We start from the raw sequence: 16,571 nt of genomic DNA, 5'->3' as shown, positions 1-16,571 counted from the left end.
CGCAGACCCGACGCGGCGGCAGCGGTTCTACTCGGCCCGTGCGCCACCCCGCCCCGACGCCGGCTCCCACACCGAGCAGTCGTGCGCGAAGAGCACCCGCACCGGATCGAAGTCGGCCATCCGATCCATCCAGGGCCGATACGGAGGAAGCGGCTGGGCCACCCCGTCGAGCGCGGCGCGGCGGGCCAGTTCGTCGGATGCGTAGTGCGAGGCGGAGTCGTGGGCCTGCCCGGCGAGGACGACGACCGTGCCGTCGCCTCGGCGGACGGCCAGCGACTGATGCCCGTCCGTATGTCCGGGAGTCGGGACGACGTACACCCCGGGCCAGAGCTCGGCTTCCCCGGTGATCTCCTCGTACACCGCGCCGGGGAAGTCGACCAGCGCGTCGATGGTGTACCCGCCCCTGCGCGCGACGGCCAGCTCGCTCTCCTGGACCAGGATGGGCACCCCGGCCAGCAGGGGGTTGCCGCCGATGTGGTCGAAGTGAAGGTGGCAGTTCACCACGACGGTCACCTCATCGGGCGCCACTCCCACGGCGGCCAGCGCGCCCTCCAGCGGGCGGCGACGCGGCCGGTAGCGCGCCTCCGCCCCCGGGTCCCCCGCGCCGATGCCCGTGTCGAAGAGGAGCCGCCCGCGCTCGTGTTCCACCACGTACGCGAGTACCGGCTCGACCCTCGGCTGCGGGCCTGCGGTCTCCGCTGCCGGACGGACGAAGTAGCCAAGGTCCATCCGGTGCACGACAGTCGGGTTCCTCGTCATGCCCACCACACTGTCCGCCCGGCCGATCCGGGGCAAGGTCCGCGCCGGTGCTCCGCCGGAGTTCGTGCCGGGCCGAGGGAGCCCCGGGCGCCCCGGCTCCCGCACCCCGGCGCGTACGGCCGGGCCCGGGAGATCCGCCCGCCCCGGCTCACCCCGCCGGCTCACCCGCCGGCCGCGATCCCAGCATCGACAGGGCCAGCTGGGTCAGTTCCCCCGAGACCTCCCCGGGGCGGGCCCGACGGCTGCGGCGGGTGTGGTGGGCCATCAGCTCGTGGACCGTGCCGACCATCACCATCACGTCGACCCGGTGGTCCCGGTCCTCCGCCTCGCCGCGCTCCACCGCCCGTTCGGCCTCCCCGGTCAGGAACTCCGTCCACAGGGCCCGCCAGAGCTTGCAGTGCTCGTCCACCACGGCGCTCACACCCAGCACCTCGACGAACGTCACCCGGGCCTCGCGGGGGTCGCTGGTGACGGCCTCCACGTACGCGTCGAAGAGCAGTTGGACCCGCTCCGCGATCGAGTGGTTCTCGGTGCCATCGGCCAGGAGGGCGTTCTCCGCAGCCCGCAGCCCGGTCGTCGTGACCCGGTTGTGGAGGGCGATGAGCAGCCCCTCCCGGGAGCCGTACTCCTGACGCAGCACCTCGACCGGCACACCGGCCGCCGCGCAGACATCGTGCTCGGCGGTGGCCCGGTATCCGTTGATGCCGTACAACTCCCTGGCTGCTTCCAGAAGTTGTTCGCGCGCCTGCGTGCGCGCGGCATCCCCGGGCCCGGTCCGCTGAACCGTCCAGCTCTCCGCCACCGGTCCTCCTTGAGCGCAAGGTGCGGGAGAGGGGCCTGCGCGCCTCTGCACGAACCGCCGCCCCATTGTGCTCGCCCCACCACCGTCCGGACGGCCTCGCCACACCCATACGGGGGAATACCCGCACGCGGAAACGGTTCTTCTTTGCGCGCCCCGGATGCGCCCCAAACTCACCCCGTGCCTACCCGGGGCTCACCCCACGAAGCCACCACCGGGCCGCCACCGGACCGCCACCGGGCCGCCACCGGAGCAGCGCCGAAGCGCGGCCGAGGCACCGCCGGAGCGCGCCCGGACGACAGCGAACCCTGCGTTGAACGCGTTCAAACGACTCTGGCACGATAGCCGTAGCTGCCGCCCCCAAGGGGGCGTGCCGCGTACATCACCGTGCGCAAGGGGGACTGAACAGTGAAGAAGAAGCGTCTCTACGGGCTGTCGCTGCTCCTCTCGATCCTGACCCTGCACATCGAAGCGGTCATCGCGCTCATCGTGGCCGTCGTGTACGGCTTCACGCAGGAGTCGCCGAACGTGGGCGGCGGCGGTTCGGTGTTGTTCATCTTCCTTCTGCCGGTGCTCGCCGTGTTCGGGATCGCGGTCGCGGGCGCGCTGTCCGTGGTCCTCGTCTTCCCGACCGCCTGGCTGGGCGGCGTGCTGGGACGCCGGTTCGGCGGGCGTGCGGCGTGGTGGTGGGTTCCGGTGGTGGCGGCGGCCGTCTCCCTCGTGCCCGCCGTCGCCCTGTCCGGTGGTGCGGGGCCTGCCGGCTTCGCGGTGGCCTGGCTGCTGACGACGGCCGCGCTCACCGTTCCGGCGCTGCTCTGGCGGTCGCGCCGGGAGCGGATCTTCGGGCCGGTGATGCTGTGGGGCGTGGTCGCCGTGGTCGTCACCGCCGTCGTCGGCGGCGTCGGTCTGGCGACGGGGTTGTTCCCCGAATACCGTCCGCCGGCGATCACCTCGGCGGACCTCGTCGGACGCTGGTCCGACGGGCACGGCGGAACGCTCACCTTCACGGCGGACGGCCGGGTCACCGCGGTCGATGTCGGCGCCGAGGACGACAGCTACGACGACAGCTACGACGGCTACGGCTACGGCGAGCTCGAAACGTGTACGGGGCAGGGCACCTGGACGTACGAGCCCGGCCCCAACACCTGGATGCAGGAGGTGGACGTCACCGTCGACTCGTGCGTGCTCGACTACTGGAACGTCGGCGGCAAGGAGAGCCGGCCCGTCCTCTACCAGTACATCGGCGACCCGGACTCCGGGAACCAGTACCGGCTGACGAAGACCTCCGGCGGCTCGTGACGGGGGGACCGGGGCCGACGGGGAGCCGGAAACGACCTCGTCGGCCGCGGCCCCGGGCTCAGCCCTTGACCGTGAACTCCCCCCGCAACAGCGCCTCGTCGCGGGACGACGGGCCCACCAGCAGTTCGAAGCGGCCCGGCTCCACGACGCGGCGGCCCTCCGCGTCCACGAGGGTGCAGTCGGCCGCCGGGAGTTCGAAGAGGATCTCCTGCGACTCCCCGGGGGCCAGCGCCACCTGCCGGTAGGCCTTCAGTTCCTTCTCCGCCCAGGTCACCGACGTCACCGTGTCGCTCACGTACGCCTGCGCCGTCTCCAGCGCGGGCCGCGCCCCCGTGTTGGTCACCGTGACCCGGGCCCGTACGGTCTCCGACTCGTCGACCACCGACGTCAGCACCTCCAGGTCCGTGTAGTCCACGGTCGTGTAGCTCAGCCCCTCGCCGAACGCGAACGCCGGGCGCTGGGTGAGGTCCGCGTAGCGCGAGCCGTGCTGGCCGCGCACCTGGTTGTAGTACGTCGGCTGCTGGCCCGCGTGCCGGGCGAAGGACAGCGGCAGCCGGCCGGTCGGCTCGATCAGGCCGAGCAGCAGCTCCGCGATCGCCCGGCCGCCGAGCATCCCCGGGTTGGCCGCGTACACGATCGCCGCCGCGCCGAGCGCGGACGGCGGCAGCACCAGCGGTTTGGAGCTGATCACCACGACGGCGAACGGCTTGCCCGTCGCCGCCAGCGCGTCGAGCAACGCCACCTGGTCGCCGACGAGTTCGAGGGTCGCGGTGGACTTGCCCTCGCCGACCAGCTCGATCCGGTCGCCGACGACGGCGACCACATGGTCGGCGGCCTCGGCGGCGGCGACCGCGTCCGCGATCAGCGAGGCGTCGGGGGCCGCCGGGACGACGACCTCCGGGCGGGGCTGCCCGTCCGGGAAGAACGCGCCTTCCGGGTCGGGGCCCACGTCGAGGATCCGGGCCCCGGGCGCGTACGCGACCGTCCAGTCGGCGGGCACATGGTCGCGGAAGCCGTCGAGGACGGTACGGATCATGGCGCGCGGCTGACCCTCCGGCAACCAGTCGGCCTGGCCGGAGGAGCCCGCCCAGTCGCCCAACTGGGTCTGCGCGTCGTCCGCGTTGGGGCCGACGACCGCCACCGTACGGGCGCCGCCGGAGGCGGGGGGCCGGCCCCGGCCCGCCCCGTCCGCCGCCAGGCCGCCCGCGAACGGGAGCGTGCCGTCATTGGTCAGCAGGACGAGCGAACGGCGGGCCGCCTCCAGGTTCAGCACGGCGTGCGCCCCGCTGCCGATCACCTCGGCCTGCCGGGCGGCGTCGGGGTGGCGCGGGTCCTCGAAGAGGCCCAGCTCGAACTTGAGCGTCAGGATCCGGCGTACGGCGGCGTCGATCTCGGCCTCCGTCAACGCGCCCTGCGCCACGGCCTCCTGCGCTCCCGCGAAGAAGTTCGACGTCGTCATCACCATGTCGTTGCCCGCACGGACCGCCGCCGCCGACGCCTGCGCGTAGTCGGCGTAGACCTTCTGCTCCCACACCATGCGGCCGACGTTGTCCCAGTCGGTGACCAGGGTCCCGGTGTAGCCCCACTCGCCGCGCAGCACCTCGTTGAGCAGCCAGTTGTTCACGGTGATCGGCACGCCGTCCATCGACTGGTAGCCGAGCATGAACGTGCGGCAGCCCTCCTTGGCGACCCGCTCGAACGGGGGCAGGAACCAGGAGCGCAGCTTGCGCCGTGAGATGTCCGCCTCGCTGGCGTCCCGGCCGCCCTGCGTCTCGGAGTACCCGGCGAAGTGCTTGGCGCAGGCCAGGATCGCGGTCGGGTCGGCCAGGCCGTCGCCCTGGTAGCCGCGCACCATCGCGGAGGCCAGCTCGCCGATCAGGAACGGGTCCTCGCCGAAGGTCTCGCTGACCCGGCCCCACCGCAGGTCCCGGGTGATGCAGAGCACCGGCGAGAACGTCCAGTGCACCCCGGTCGCCGCGACCTCGACCGCCGTCGCCCGCGCGATCCGCTCCACCAGCTCCGGGTCCCAGGTGGCGGCCATCCCGAGCTGCGTCGGGTAGATCGTGGCCCCCTCCCAGAAGGAGTGCCCGTGGATGCAGTCCTCGGCGACGAGCAGCGGGATGCGCAGCCGGGTCCTCCCGGTGAGCACGGCGGCCTCGCTCACCCGCTCCGGCGAGGCGTGCAGGATCGAGCCCGCGTGCAGGTCCTCGACGAGGTGCCGCACCCCCTCCTTGGCGTTGAGCTGGAGCATCTGGCCGACCTTCTCGGGCAGCGTCATGCGCCCCAGGAGGTCGGCGACCCGCTCCGCGACGGGCAGCGCGGGGTCGAGGTACGGCGGCTTGAGGCCCACAGGAGTTCCTTTCACGAAAGCGCACTCCGCAGTACCGTACGCTCAATCCCGACCGCTTGGTAAGTATTGGGGGATGCGGGATTCGGTCCTGTGAGAATCTGGGCCGGAGCGGCGGTGCGAGAGAGGTGTCCGATTCCGATGACGGCGCGTACGGGTTCAGCGGGTTCAGCGGGTTCAGCAGATCGAACGGGTCAAGCAGGTACGGCGGGTCCGGCGGGATCGGCCGGTCCGGCGGGTGATCGCACGTGACCTCCGGGACGCCGCGCGGCTACGCCAAGGGCCGGGCCAAGCGGACCGAGATCCTCGACCAGGCGATGGCCCTGTTCGGCGAGGCCGGCTACCGGGGCGCGTCGCTCCGGGTGATCGCCACCCGCTGCGGCATCTCCCACCCGGGCCTCCTCCACCACTTCCCGACGAAGGAGGCCCTGCTCCTCGCCGTGCTCCAGCATCGCGACGACGTGGACGACGAGTGGCTGGCCCTGGGTGTGACGCGGGGCGTCGACCATCTGCGGCGGCTGATCGACCTCGCGGAGCTGAACGCGAAGCGGCGCGGGATCGTCGAGCTGTTCTCGGTGGTCGCTGCGGAGGCCACGTCCCCCGACCATCCGGCGCACGCCTACTTCGAGGCCCGCTACCGCACCTCGCTCGCCAACACCGAACTGGCCTACCGCCAGACCCGGGAGGCGGGCGAACTCCGGGAGGACGTCGACCCGTCGGCCGCCGCGCAGCAGCTCATCGCGCTGATGGACGGCCTCCAGATCCAGTGGTTGATCAGCGACTGCGCCACGGACATGGCGGGCGTGCTGCGGGCCCACGTCCAGGCGCAGGTGACCGTGCGGTTCTGACGATCCCGGCCGGTCGGCCGTGCCGTTCACACGGTTCGGGCAGGTCGGCCGAACGGTTCACACAGTCCCGGCCGGTCGGCCGAACGGTTCGCACCGCCCCGGAGCACCCACGGGCGGGCCGGCCCGCCGCGCCGCTCAGCCGCCCAGGTACTCCGCGCACCGCAGCGGCCCCAGCGCCGGCCCCTCCCCCGGGCGGATCGTCACCTCCACGTCGTCCGCCCGGACCTCCGCCTCGCCCACGGACTGGAAGCTGGCGAGTGTGCAGACCAGTTGCCCCGTCACCCGGTCCCGCGCCTCCGCCCAGTACGGGCCCTCCAGCTCCACGGTGACGCGGTTTCCGTCCCCGGTCACGGTGTAGCCGCCGGGAGCGTGGAACAGTGTGGTCAGCCCCTCGCGCCGCTCGGCGTCCGTCGGCCCCTGGGCGAGCAGCTTCATCACCGCGTCGAGGCCGGTGAAGCCCCTGTCGAGCACGGGCACGGCCCGCAGCCCGGTGTCGGACGCGTAGTACAGCCGCATCCCGCGCGTCAGCCCGGACGCGGGCTCGCCCGCCTCTATCACCCCGGTCGGCTGGACCCCGCACCCGACGAGCGCGGCCCCCAGCACCGTGAGGGCGGCTCTCCGCAGACGTCTCCTCCGTACGCCTCCCCGCGAACACCTCACCCGTCCCCCTCCTCCGGGTGCCGCAAGGGCAGCCGCAACGTGAACACCGCGCCGCCCTGCGGCCCCTGGCCCACTTCGATGGTTCCGCCGTGCAGCCGCGCGTTCTCCAACGCGATGGCCATGCCGAGGCCGCTGCCCTGCCCGAAGCCGCCCTGTCCGAGGCCCTCGCCCTCCCCGGGGCAGCCGCCCTGACCGAAGCCCTGGCCGCTGTCCTCGGACGTGTCGCGCGTGCGCGCCGCGTCCGCCTTGTAGAACCGGTCGAAGACCCGCTGCCGAGCCTCCGGCGGCAGCCCCGGGCCGTGGTCGGCGACCTCCAGCGTCACCCGGTCGCCGCCGGGCGCGGCCAGGGTGACCGTGACCGGCGGCGCACCGTGCCGCAGCGCGTTGCCCACCAGGTTCGCCACGATCACGTCGACGCGCCGCCGGTCGACCACGGCCCGTACGTCCTCCCGGAGGTCGACGGTCACCCGGTCCGTCCACCCGCGCAGCGCCAGCGACGCCCGTACGGTGTCGGCGAGGTCCGCCACGGACGCGTTGAGCCGGGCCGCCCCGGCGTCGAAGCGGGAGATCTCCATCAGGTCCTCGACCAGCCGGGACAGCCGGGCGGTCTCCGCGCCGACGGTACGGGCCGCGTGGGCGGCGTCCGGCGGCAGCTGGTCGGCGTCCTCCTCCAGGACCGTCGCCACCATCGTCATCGCCGCCAGCGGCGTGCGCAGTTCGTGCGACACGTCGGCCACGAACCGCCGCGCCTTCGCCTCCTGCGCCCGCAACTCCGCGTCGGACGCCTGGAGTGCGTCGGCGGTCTCGTTGAACGTCCGCGCCAGGTACGACAGTTCGTCGTGCCCTCGGACCGCGACCCGGCTGCCGAGGTCCCCGGCGGCGAGTTCGCGGGTGGCCCGCCCCAGCTTCCGCACCGGTCGCAGGACCGTACCGGCGGCCAGCAGCGCCAGCAGCGCGGCCAGCACCACCACGGGCACGGTTCCCGTCCGTACGGAGTCCAGCAGCGCGGCCGTGTCGTCGCGCTCGGCCCGCAGGTCGGTGATCATGAAGACCTCCAGGCCCGAGGTGCGCCGGTCCCCGTCGGCGTACGTCACGGGCGTGCCGACGACCAGATACGGATCGCCCCGCCACTGGACCCGCTGGAACCGGGCCCCGTCCCCGGACCGGACGGCGGCCCGCAGCTCGGCGGTGATCCGGCCCTCCGTGTCGGCGTACGCGTCGGAGACGGCGGACAGGTCCTGGTGGCGGGCGACCACGATGCGCGCGCCCAGCCCCTCGGAGACCTTCGCCGCGAACCGCGACAACGACCGCTGGTCGGGCGGCAGGTCGAGCCCCGCGGCAACGCCCGCGACCCGCTCCCGGAGGTCGTTGACGGCGGTGTTCTGGGTACGTTGGAGGACGGCGGTGCGGGCGTCCCGGTAGGCGAGGGCCGTCGCGGTCACCGCGCTGACGAGGGCGACGAGGACGAAGGTGACGACGAGCCTGACCCGCAGCCCGCCGACGACCCGCCGCGAGGCGCGCCCGAGGGAGCGCCGGAACGAACGCCGGGGAACAGGCCGTGTCACGGCGGCCCGGGACTTCACAGCGGCCCGAAGCGGTAGCCGAAGCCCCGCACGGTCTGTACGTACCGGGGCCTGGCCGGCACGTCCTCGATCTTGGCCCGCAGCCGGCCCACCGCCGCGTCCACCAGCCGGGAGTCGCCCAGGAAGGTGTGGTCCCACACCGAGGCGAGGAGCTGCTCCCGGGTGAGGACCCGGCCGGGGGAGGCCGACAGCTCCAGCAGGACCCGCAGCTCGGTGGGCGGGAGGGCGACGGCCGCCCCGTGCTTGGTGACGGTCAGCCCGGCCCGGTCGATCACCAGACCGGCGTGATCGGTGCGGTCGGCGCCGGCCCTGTGCGCGTAGAGCCCGTGCGCGTCCGGGCCCTGCCCGGCGGGTCCCTGCCGGGGATACGGCTCCGCGCGGCGCAGGGCGGCCCGGATGCGGGCCTCCAGGACGGGCGCGGTGACCGGCTTGACCACGTAGTCGTCGGCCCCCGCCGCCAGCCCGGTCACGATGTCGTGGTCGTCGCCGCGCGCGGTCAGCATGATGACGGGCAGCGTCGCCGTACGGGCCCGGATGCGGCGGCACACCTCGAAGCCGTCCATGCCGGGCAGCATCAGGTCCAGCACGGCCAGTTCGACCCGCGCGCCCCGCTCCCCGGCCAGCAGCGCGAGGGCCTGCTCGCCGGTGGCGGCGGTCTCCACTCCGTACCCGTGCCGGCGCAGCACGAGCTCCATCCCGTCCCGTACGGACGCGTCGTCCTCGATGAGCAGCACATGCGGCATGGGGCCGATTATGCGCACGCCGGAATACTCTCCGCCTCCCCCTGCCCGGGGCACAGGCGCAGGTCGGAGGCATTGTTACCTTCCCATCATGTGCCCATGCACGGGCCATCATCCTCGGCGGCCAGCGTGAGGCCCATGAGCTTCCCCACCACCACCGCCGGGCTCCGCCTGGCCGCCTTCGTGGCCGTGCCCCTCCTCGCCCTCACCGTCGCCTGCGGCGACGACACCACCGGGACCAGGAGCCACGACGCCGTCGCCGACGTGCCGTCCCCGAAGAGCGAGCCCTCCGAGGCCGCGAGCGCTCCGAGCACGAAGCCCGCCGGCAAGAGCGCCTACTACGACGCCCAGGTCACGTTCGTCCAGTGCATGCGCGCCAAGGGCGGCTACAAGGACTTCCCCGACCCCAAGCTCAGCGGCCATCTCGACTGGGAGAAGATCAGCGAGATCGGCTCCCAGCCCGGCCGCAACGAGGGCATCAAGGCAGGGAAGAACAACGTCTGTCTGGACGAGATCAAGGCGGCCCTGGCGGCCGAACCCAAGCGCGACGAGCAGAAGTCCTACGAATCGATGCTCGCGCACGCCCAGTGCATGCGGGACAACGGCATCAGCCGGTTCACCAACCCGGTGATGTCCGGCGGCAACGCGGTGCCCGGCGGCGACCCGAACCCGGGCTCCCCGGTCTACGACCGCGACTCGCCCGCCTACAAGGAGGCCCGGGCGGCGTGCGAGTCGAAGCTCCTCGACGGTCTGGACGGCATGCAGTGAAGCGCCGCACCTCCTGCGTCGCGCTCGGCGCGGTGACGGTCGCGGCGGTGGTCGCCGTCGGCCTCTCCGGAGGCCTTCCGTTCCTCGGTGACGGCGACGACGCGAACGCCTCCGGCCGGGGCGACGGCCTCCCGCCCGCGACGGCCGCCGTGGTCCGCACCGACCTGGTCCTCTCCAAGACCGTCGACGGCAGGATCGACTTCGCCCAGCGCCGCGCCGTCAAGGCCGCCGTGGAGGGCACCGTCACGGTGGCGGCCGCCGAGGGGAGGACCGTGGCGCGAGGAGAGGCCCTGTACGAGCTGAACGACAAACCGGTCACGCTCCTCTACGGGCCGGTCCCGGCGTTCCGCGAGATGAAGACGGGCGACCGGGGCAGCGACGTCCTCCAACTGGAGCGCAATCTGCGGGACTTGGGTTACGGTTCCGGGCTGTACGTCGACACGGAGTACGGCAGGGACACCGAGGCCGCCGTCAAGCGGTGGCAGAAACACCTGAACCGCGAGACCACCGGCAGGGTCGGCCGGGGTGACGTCGTCTTCCAGCCCGACCGGGTCAAGGTGGTCTCCGCCGACGCGGTCCTCGCCGACCAGGTCGGCCCGGACGGGCCCGTCCTGACGATCGCCTCCACCGAGCCGGTCGTCCGGGCCCGCCTGGACCAGGCCGACGGCGCGCTCACCGCACGCGGCACGAAGGTGGAGGTGGCCCTGCCCAGCGGGAAGACCGTGCCCGGGAAGGTCTCCGGGACGGTACGTCCGGAGGAGGGCGGCGCCGCCGGGGCCGAGAGCCAGGAGGGCATCACCGTCGAGGTCGTCCTCGACGGTGGGCCCGGCGCGGCCTCCGGTGAGGACGCCGAGGCGGCGGCGAGCGTGACGTTCGTCAGCGAGGCCCGCAAGGGGGTCCTCGCGGTTCCGGTCGAGGCGGTGGTGGCGCTGCGCGGCGAGAACGGCGGGTACGGGCTCCAGATCGTCCGGGGCGCGACCTCCACGATGGTCCGGGTGGAGACGGGCATGACGGCCGACGGGCAGATCGAGGTCAGCGGCGCGGAGCTCCGCGAGGGCGTGAAGGTGGGGGTGGCGAAACCATGACACCGCCCTCCCGGGTCCCCGGGACCGACCCGGTCCCTTCTGCGCCCGAGACCGACCCGGCCCCCTCCGCGCCCGCGTTCCGTCCGGTCTCCCACGCCCCCGTCGTCTCCGGCGTCTCCGTCGCCCCCGTCGCCCCCGTCGTCGTCGAACTCCGGAACGCCACGAAGTCCTACCCCGGCGGCGTCCACGCCCTGCGCGCCGTGAACCTCACGGTCCACGAGGGCGAACTCCTCGCGGTCGTCGGCCCGTCCGGCTCCGGCAAGTCCACGATGCTCAACGTCATGGGCACCCTGGACCGGCCCACCACGGGTACGGTCCGGATCGCCGGACACGACGTGTCCGCGCTCTCCGACGCCCGCCTCTCCGCCCTGCGCGCCCGCCACATCGGCTTCGTGTTCCAGCACTTCCACCTGGCGGCGGGTCGCGACGCGGTGGACAACGTCGCCGACGGGCTGCTGTACACGGGCCTGCCCTCCCGGGAACGGCGCAACCGGGCCCGCGAGGCGCTGGCCCGCGTACGCCTGGACCACCGGAACTCGCACACCCCGACCGAGCTGTCCGGCGGCGAGAAGCAGCGCGTGGCCATCGCCCGCGCCCTGGTGGGAGAGCCCCGGCTGCTGCTGGCGGACGAGCCGACCGGGGCTCTGGACACCGCGTCCGGCGAGATCGTCATGGAGCTGCTGCACGAGCTGAACGCGTCAGGCACCACGGTCTGCGTGATCACCCACGATCACGGGATCGCGGCCTCGCTGCCGCGCCGGGTCCGCTTCAGGGACGGCGAGATCGTCGCGGACGAGCGCTCCACCCCCCGTACGCCGGGCGCACGCTCCACCGCACCCGCCCCCCGTACGGAGGCCGGCGCATGACCTCTCCCCATGACCTCAAGCCCGCCCGCCTCTCCCCCCGGGACGTCCTGCGCGTCGGCGCGGTCGGACTGCGGGCGCGCCGGGCCCGGGTGGTGCTCTCGGCGCTCGGCATCGCCATCGGCATCGCGACGATGGTCGCGGTCGTCGGCCTGTCCGAGTCGAGCCGCGCCGACCTGATGTCCCGGCTCGACCGTCTCGGCACCAACCTCCTCACCGCCGAGGCGGGCGAGGATCCGCTCGGAGGCACGGTCGAGCTGCCGAAGAACGCGGTGGCGATGGTCGAGCGGATCGGCCCGGTGCGACACGCCACGGCCACCGCCGAGGTCGACGCCCGCATCCGCCGCAGCGACGTCGTCCCCGAGGAACGCACGGCCGGGGTCACCGCGCAGGCGGCCCGGACCGACCTGCTCGCCACGCTCGGTGGCGAGGTGGCGCGGGGCACCTGGCTGACCCCGGCAGGGGAGCGCCTGCCCACGGCCGTCCTGGGCGCGGTGGCGGCGGACCGCCTCGGCATCACCCGCCCCGGCGAGACGATCATGCTGAACGACACCCGGGTGGCCGTCGTCGGGATCCTCGAACCCGTCGAGCTGGTCCCGACCCTGGACCGGGTGGCCCTGATCGGGTTCCCCGCCGCGGCACGCTACTTCGGCTTCGACGGCCGCCCCACCACGATCTTCGAGCGCTCCACGGACGCCTCGGTCGAGGACGTACGGGCGGTGCTGGCCCGCACGGTCAGCCCCGGCAACGAGGCCGGTGTCCGGGTCTCGCGCCCCTCGGACGCGCTGGCCGCCCGCGCCGCCGCCGACAAGGGGCTGACGGCCCTGATGCTCGGGCTCGGCGCGGTGGCCCTCCTGGTCGGCGGGGTGGGCGTCGCCAACACGATGGTGATCTCCGTGCTGGAGCGCCGCCAGGAGATCGGCCTGCGCCGCGCGCTGGGTGCGACGCGCAACGCGATCCGGCTCCAGTTCCTGACCGAGTCGCTGCTCCTGTCCGCGCTGGGCGGCGTCGCGGGCGCGTTGTCGGGCGCGGCGGCGACCTACGGGTTCGCGCGGGCGCAGGGGTGGACGGCGGTGGTCCCGCCCTGGTCCCTGGCGGGCGGCCTGGCCGCGACCCTGCTGATCGGGGTGGTCGCGGGCCTCTACCCGGCGATCCGCGCCTCCCGCCTGCACCCGACGGTCGCGCTGAACGCGACCTGAGGAGGACCGGCGTGAGGACGACCGGCGGCGTGAGGAGGACCGGCGTGGGGACGACCGGCTGAGGAGGGCAGGCTGAGGAGGACGTCAGGCGTCAGGGGCTGAGGCGCTCGATGCCTCGGCGCTCGGCGATCTTCGCCATGGTCAGGCAGTACAGCGGGGCGAAGACGAGTTCGAGGACCAGGGCCTGCCAGGGGGCGTCGGCGGCGGTGCTGGTGTCGTCGAGTTCCCCGAAGCCCGCCGCCAGGCCGAAGGCCAGCACGTTGTTGGCGACGTGCAGGACGATCACCGCTTCGAGCCCGCCGGTGCGGATCACCAGCCAGCCCCACCACAGAGCCGAGTAGAGCAGCAGGAGGAAGCCGGAGAGCTCGCCGAACCCGTGGGCCAGGGCGAACAGGAGGGACGCCAGGACGATCGCGGGCCAGGGTGAGCGCACGACCCGGCCGATCACCTGGACCAGCCAGCCCCGGAAGACGTACTCCTCGGCGGCGGCCTGGAACGGGACGAGCGCCAGCACCACGGCCAGGCTCAGCAGAAAGTAGGGCCAGCCCGGAAAGCCCGCACCGGACTCCGTGAGCGGTTCCGCCTCCCAGGTCCAGGCGATCAGCAGCCCGATCTGTGCGGCCATCAGCGGGAAGCCCACGGCTGCGCAGCGCCCGAGCCACCCCCAGCGGAGCCGTCCGACGACCGAGGACACGGTCCCGGCCGGCCGACGGCCGAGACCGCGGGCCACGCACAGGACGATGGGTATGCCGACCGCGATGCCGACGAGCGAGATCGCCAGTTCGGCGACCGGGTCCTCGAAGAAGAGCTCGCTGTCCGCCGAGGCGGGCCCCGCGTCCAGCACGTCCGCGATGATCGCGCCGACCACGCCGACCGCCACCATGCCCAGCACGACCAGCAGGAGGACGACCAGCAGTTCGCCCAGCCAGCCGAACCGCCCGCCCTGACCGTTGCGGCCCTGCTCGTCGTAGCGGGAGCCCGAGGGCGCACGCACCGGCCCGGACGCCGGGCGGTTCCACTCCGGGGGCCTGTCCCAGCCCTGCCACGCAGGGTCGGGAGGGCGGGGCGGTTCGGCCGAGGACTGCGGCGGGGCCCAGGGAGACGGAGGAGACGAGGGAGACGGGGGAGGCGAGGGAGCCGAGTTCGGCGGCTGGGGCACGTCAGCAGGCGGGTTCACACCAACGATCTTCGGTTGCCGCCCGGGGACGGGTCAACGCGGTGCACCGACTCGACGCGGCACGTCGGCCCAACGCGATACGTCGGTCCAACGCGATACGTCGACGAGGGGAGCCACCGGCCTCGGGCAGAGGAATGCTGCCCTCCGATTCACACGTGATCCATTTCCAGCCGTCGCCATCGAAGAACAAGCCATAACAACACGCAGCTCCCACGCGGACACGCCCTCTTCATCCGCCATTAACGATAAGCGGTAACCATGTGCCCACCCGCTGAACAAAAGGACGCATCCGGAAGCTCCGAGGATATTCAATGAAGATCCGATCTCTATGGACCGCAGGTGCCACCATGGCCGTCAGCGGGTTGCTGGCGGCATTTGTGACACCCGGCGAACATTCCGCCACTCCACCCCCTTTGAACTTCGAATCGGCCGAGACATTGGCCGCCAGTCTGGGTGATAGCGACACAGCAGGTGTCTACTACCGGAACGGCCGCCCGGTCATCGCAGTCACCGACGCGGACACAGCGACTGCGGTCAGAGATGCCGGAGGCGTCGCGGAAGTCGTGAAGCACAGCGCGGCGACACTTGAATCAGTCCATGCCGACTTGGATGAACTGGCCGGAATTCCCAACACGACCTGGGGTGTCGACCCTGCCGGCAACACGGTCACGGTCGGCCTGTATGACGGTGTGCCACCCACCGATAGATCCCGCGTCCTGGAAGCCGCAAGGGCTCATGGGGACGCGGTGCGGATCGAGGAGAACTCGGGGAAGATCGAGCCGACCGCCACCTACTACATGCGAGGCGGCCTGGGGATCTTCTCACGCAGAACATGCAGCGCCGCCTTCAACGTACAGAACGGAGCGGGCAAGAAGTTTCTCCTCACCGCTGGACATTGCATGCTCGGCGGCAACTACGAGTGGGAAAGAAAGGCCGGACAGGTCTATCTGGGCACCGTACACAAGTGGAACTACGAGCCGGAGGACTGGGCTCTGGTCCAGTACAAGAACCCCGAAGTCGTCGCGGTCGGCTCACTGCAACTGAGGGATGAATCGGAACAGTCGATCACCACCTCGCGCGACCCGCGAGCAGGCGAGAACGTAAAGCGACTGGGGACCATGAGCCAGGACCTGTCCGGAAAGGTGATCAGAACCAGCACCACTGTGAATTATGATACCGGAGCGACGGTTTACCACATGATTGAAACCGATCTGTGCACCAGGATGGGCGACAGCGGAGGAGCCCTCTACAGCGACACCTATGCTCTGGGAATTACTTCTGGTGGCAATTACGTGGACGAACCCTGTGGCGACTCGGATGCGCAGGTGGGTCGCCGTAGTTTTTATCAGAACGTGCAGCGGACAGTAAGTCGGGAAGGGTACGAAGTGTACTGACAGATTCCTGCGCAACCCAGTTCCAGCGAACACTGAGCAAGTCACCCATGCACGGGTCACGATTCATTGGGGGATTCATGACAGCACGTCACGGGCGCACACGTGGAGTCTCCGTCACTCTGGCGCTGGTCGCGGCCTCCGCAGGCTTACTGACTGGCTGCAGCAACAGCAAGGAACCGGGTCAAGGCGAGAAGAAGGACGTCACCGACAGCCGACGATCTTCAGAGGTCCGCGCTCGCCAGGTGGCCGATGCCTGGGATGGTTCCGAAGCGGCCGAATCCTGGGCCGAAGGCTACTACCCCATGGCCGGCCCGGCCGAACCACCCGAGGAAGGGTTTCACAACAGAGCCGACGCGCAGTCCTTCGAAATCGCCAGCTTCACACTCCGCGGCGACCTCTCCGGCACGTCGCAAAAACACGGAAAGGTGACGTGGCAGAACGGAGACCATCTCGATCTGCCGCTGATCGGGGCCGATCAGGCATACAGGGCTCTGAACCGCGGCGGATCCAGGAGTTCAAGCCTCGTCATCACCGGGGCGCGTCTGGGCGAGATGGTGCACGCCACAAGCCGTGGCCCGGCGACTGTCCCGGCCTGGCAGTTCACCGTGGAAGGCTACAAGACCCCGCTCAAGCTGGTAGCCGTCAAGGCCTCCGAGTCGCCCGAGTCTCCGATCAAGCCTGTCGGCGACATGTCGGTGAGTGAGCTGGCCCCGCTGGGAGGAATAGCGGAAGTCGGCCGATCCGGAGCCTCGTTGACCGTACTCGCCAACCACGGGTCATGTGATGACGGTCCTGTCGTGCGGGCTCTTGAGACGGAGAAGAGTGTGGTCCTGTCCGCCTCGGTGACCGGAGCCGAGGACGGACCCTGTTCGAGCGAGATGAATGTCGCGTCCGTGAGCGTGAAGCTCGACCGCCCGGTCGACGGCCGCATCGTCCTCGACGCCTTCACGGGCCGACCAGTGCCGTACGAAGCCCTCAACCGCCCTGCTCCAACGCCATAGTTGCTGTGGCAGACTGCGTCAACTGAATGGTCCACACCACGTGTATCTG

15 protein-coding genes are annotated in these 16,571 nt (G+C 71.8%); 8 read left to right on the top strand and 7 right to left on the bottom strand.

Annotated features, from left to right (window positions below; translation table 11 throughout):
* Window positions 1-27 precede the first annotated feature (27 nt).
* Together ACIRJT_RS00400 and ACIRJT_RS00395 are read right to left on the bottom strand one after the other, a co-directional pair.
* Window positions 28-759 (bottom strand): N-acyl homoserine lactonase family protein, encoded by a 732-nt coding sequence (locus ACIRJT_RS00400; protein WP_403902590.1) that lies wholly within the window; start codon window positions 757-759, stop codon window positions 28-30.
* A 148-nt stretch (window positions 760-907) separates the two neighbouring features.
* Entirely contained in the window at window positions 908-1,561 is a 654-nt protein-coding gene (locus ACIRJT_RS00395; RefSeq protein ID WP_403902588.1) for a TetR/AcrR family transcriptional regulator, read from the bottom strand.
* A 405-nt stretch (window positions 1,562-1,966) separates the two neighbouring features.
* Between ACIRJT_RS00395 and ACIRJT_RS00390 the strand changes: the two genes are divergently transcribed.
* Complete coding sequence (locus ACIRJT_RS00390) at window positions 1,967-2,857, top strand: hypothetical protein (RefSeq protein ID WP_403902586.1); 891 nt, start codon at window positions 1,967-1,969, stop codon at window positions 2,855-2,857.
* Window positions 2,858-2,915: 58 nt separating this feature from the next.
* On the opposite strand, the gene ACIRJT_RS00385 is transcribed toward ACIRJT_RS00390, so the two are convergent.
* Window positions 2,916-5,207 (bottom strand): glycoside hydrolase family 3 N-terminal domain-containing protein, encoded by a 2,292-nt coding sequence (locus ACIRJT_RS00385; RefSeq protein ID WP_403902584.1) that lies wholly within the window; start codon window positions 5,205-5,207, stop codon window positions 2,916-2,918.
* Window positions 5,208-5,452: 245 nt separating this feature from the next.
* On the opposite strand from ACIRJT_RS00385, the gene ACIRJT_RS00380 reads away from it, so the two are divergent.
* Window positions 5,453-6,052 (top strand): TetR/AcrR family transcriptional regulator, encoded by a 600-nt coding sequence (locus tag ACIRJT_RS00380; RefSeq protein ID WP_403902581.1) that lies wholly within the window; start codon window positions 5,453-5,455, stop codon window positions 6,050-6,052.
* A gap of 135 nt (window positions 6,053-6,187) precedes the next feature.
* On the opposite strand, the gene ACIRJT_RS00375 is transcribed toward ACIRJT_RS00380, so the two are convergent.
* From ACIRJT_RS00375 to ACIRJT_RS00365, 3 genes are read right to left on the bottom strand one after another with little or no spacing between them, the layout of a single operon-like run.
* Window positions 6,188-6,712: a GerMN domain-containing protein gene (locus ACIRJT_RS00375; RefSeq protein WP_403902579.1), complete on the bottom strand. Its 525-nt coding sequence runs from the start codon at window positions 6,710-6,712 to the stop codon at window positions 6,188-6,190.
* Complete coding sequence (locus tag ACIRJT_RS00370; protein WP_403902577.1) at window positions 6,709-8,277, bottom strand: ATP-binding protein; 1,569 nt, start codon at window positions 8,275-8,277, stop codon at window positions 6,709-6,711. Before ACIRJT_RS00370 ends, ACIRJT_RS00375 begins: the two co-directional genes overlap by 4 nt.
* A 14-nt stretch (window positions 8,278-8,291) precedes the next feature.
* Window positions 8,292-9,038 carry a response regulator transcription factor gene (locus tag ACIRJT_RS00365; protein ID WP_403902575.1) on the bottom strand — a complete coding sequence of 249 codons (747 nt, stop codon included), beginning with the start codon at window positions 9,036-9,038 and terminating at the stop codon, window positions 8,292-8,294.
* Between the two features lie 135 nt (window positions 9,039-9,173).
* Between ACIRJT_RS00365 and ACIRJT_RS00360 the strand changes: the two genes are divergently transcribed.
* The 4 genes from ACIRJT_RS00360 to ACIRJT_RS00345 are packed head-to-tail and all read left to right on the top strand — an operon-like array spanning window position 9,174 to window position 12,950.
* Window positions 9,174-9,803, top strand: a complete 630-nt coding sequence (locus ACIRJT_RS00360) for a hypothetical protein (RefSeq protein WP_403902573.1) — start codon at window positions 9,174-9,176, stop codon at window positions 9,801-9,803.
* Window positions 9,800-10,888, top strand: a complete 1,089-nt coding sequence (locus ACIRJT_RS00355; RefSeq protein WP_403902570.1) for a peptidoglycan-binding protein — start codon at window positions 9,800-9,802, stop codon at window positions 10,886-10,888. Before ACIRJT_RS00360 ends, ACIRJT_RS00355 begins: the two co-directional genes overlap by 4 nt.
* The gene (locus ACIRJT_RS00350) at window positions 10,885-11,754 is read left to right on the top strand and encodes an ABC transporter ATP-binding protein (protein ID WP_403902567.1); all 870 of its coding nucleotides are present in this window, start codon (window positions 10,885-10,887) and stop codon (window positions 11,752-11,754) included. The genes ACIRJT_RS00355 and ACIRJT_RS00350 overlap by 4 nt, the downstream gene beginning before the upstream one ends.
* Entirely contained in the window at window positions 11,751-12,950 is a 1,200-nt protein-coding gene (locus tag ACIRJT_RS00345; RefSeq protein ID WP_403902564.1) for an ABC transporter permease, read from the top strand. The genes ACIRJT_RS00350 and ACIRJT_RS00345 overlap by 4 nt, the downstream gene beginning before the upstream one ends.
* 91 nt (window positions 12,951-13,041) lie before the next feature.
* Here ACIRJT_RS00345 and ACIRJT_RS00340 read toward each other — a convergent pair whose 3' ends face one another.
* Window positions 13,042-13,944: a lysostaphin resistance A-like protein gene (locus tag ACIRJT_RS00340; RefSeq protein ID WP_403902561.1), complete on the bottom strand. Its 903-nt coding sequence runs from the start codon at window positions 13,942-13,944 to the stop codon at window positions 13,042-13,044.
* Window positions 13,945-14,438: 494 nt separating this feature from the next.
* Between ACIRJT_RS00340 and ACIRJT_RS00335 the strand changes: the two genes are divergently transcribed.
* Both ACIRJT_RS00335 and ACIRJT_RS00330 read left to right on the top strand, forming a co-directional pair.
* Window positions 14,439-15,521: a S1 family peptidase gene (locus tag ACIRJT_RS00335; RefSeq protein WP_403902558.1), complete on the top strand. Its 1,083-nt coding sequence runs from the start codon at window positions 14,439-14,441 to the stop codon at window positions 15,519-15,521.
* A gap of 77 nt (window positions 15,522-15,598) precedes the next feature.
* Window positions 15,599-16,522: a hypothetical protein gene (locus ACIRJT_RS00330; protein ID WP_403902556.1), complete on the top strand. Its 924-nt coding sequence runs from the start codon at window positions 15,599-15,601 to the stop codon at window positions 16,520-16,522.
* Window positions 16,523-16,571: the final 49 nt, after the last annotated feature.

Source organism: Streptomyces sp. NPDC102283 (assembly GCF_044766265.1).
Classification (GTDB): Bacteria; Actinomycetota; Actinomycetes; order Streptomycetales; family Streptomycetaceae; genus Streptomyces.
This window is presented reverse-complemented; position numbering and strand designations above follow the sequence as displayed.

Bases quoted from the DNA above. Each gene is read 5' to 3' on its own strand.
- ACIRJT_RS00345 (WP_403902564.1), top strand. From the start codon at position 11,751: ATGACCTCTCCCCATGACCTCAAGCCCGCCCGCCTCTCCCCCCGGGAC.
- ACIRJT_RS00360 (WP_403902573.1), top strand. From the start codon at position 9,174: ATGAGCTTCCCCACCACCACCGCCGGGCTCCGCCTGGCCGCCTTCGTG.
- ACIRJT_RS00330 (WP_403902556.1), top strand. From the start codon at position 15,599: ATGACAGCACGTCACGGGCGCACACGTGGAGTCTCCGTCACTCTGGCG.
- ACIRJT_RS00400 (WP_403902590.1), bottom strand. From the start codon at position 759: ATGACGAGGAACCCGACTGTCGTGCACCGGATGGACCTTGGCTACTTC.
- ACIRJT_RS00335 (WP_403902558.1), top strand. From the start codon at position 14,439: ATGAAGATCCGATCTCTATGGACCGCAGGTGCCACCATGGCCGTCAGC.
- ACIRJT_RS00350 (WP_403902567.1), top strand. From the start codon at position 10,885: ATGACACCGCCCTCCCGGGTCCCCGGGACCGACCCGGTCCCTTCTGCG.
- ACIRJT_RS00365 (WP_403902575.1), bottom strand. From the start codon at position 9,038: ATGCCGCATGTGCTGCTCATCGAGGACGACGCGTCCGTACGGGACGGG.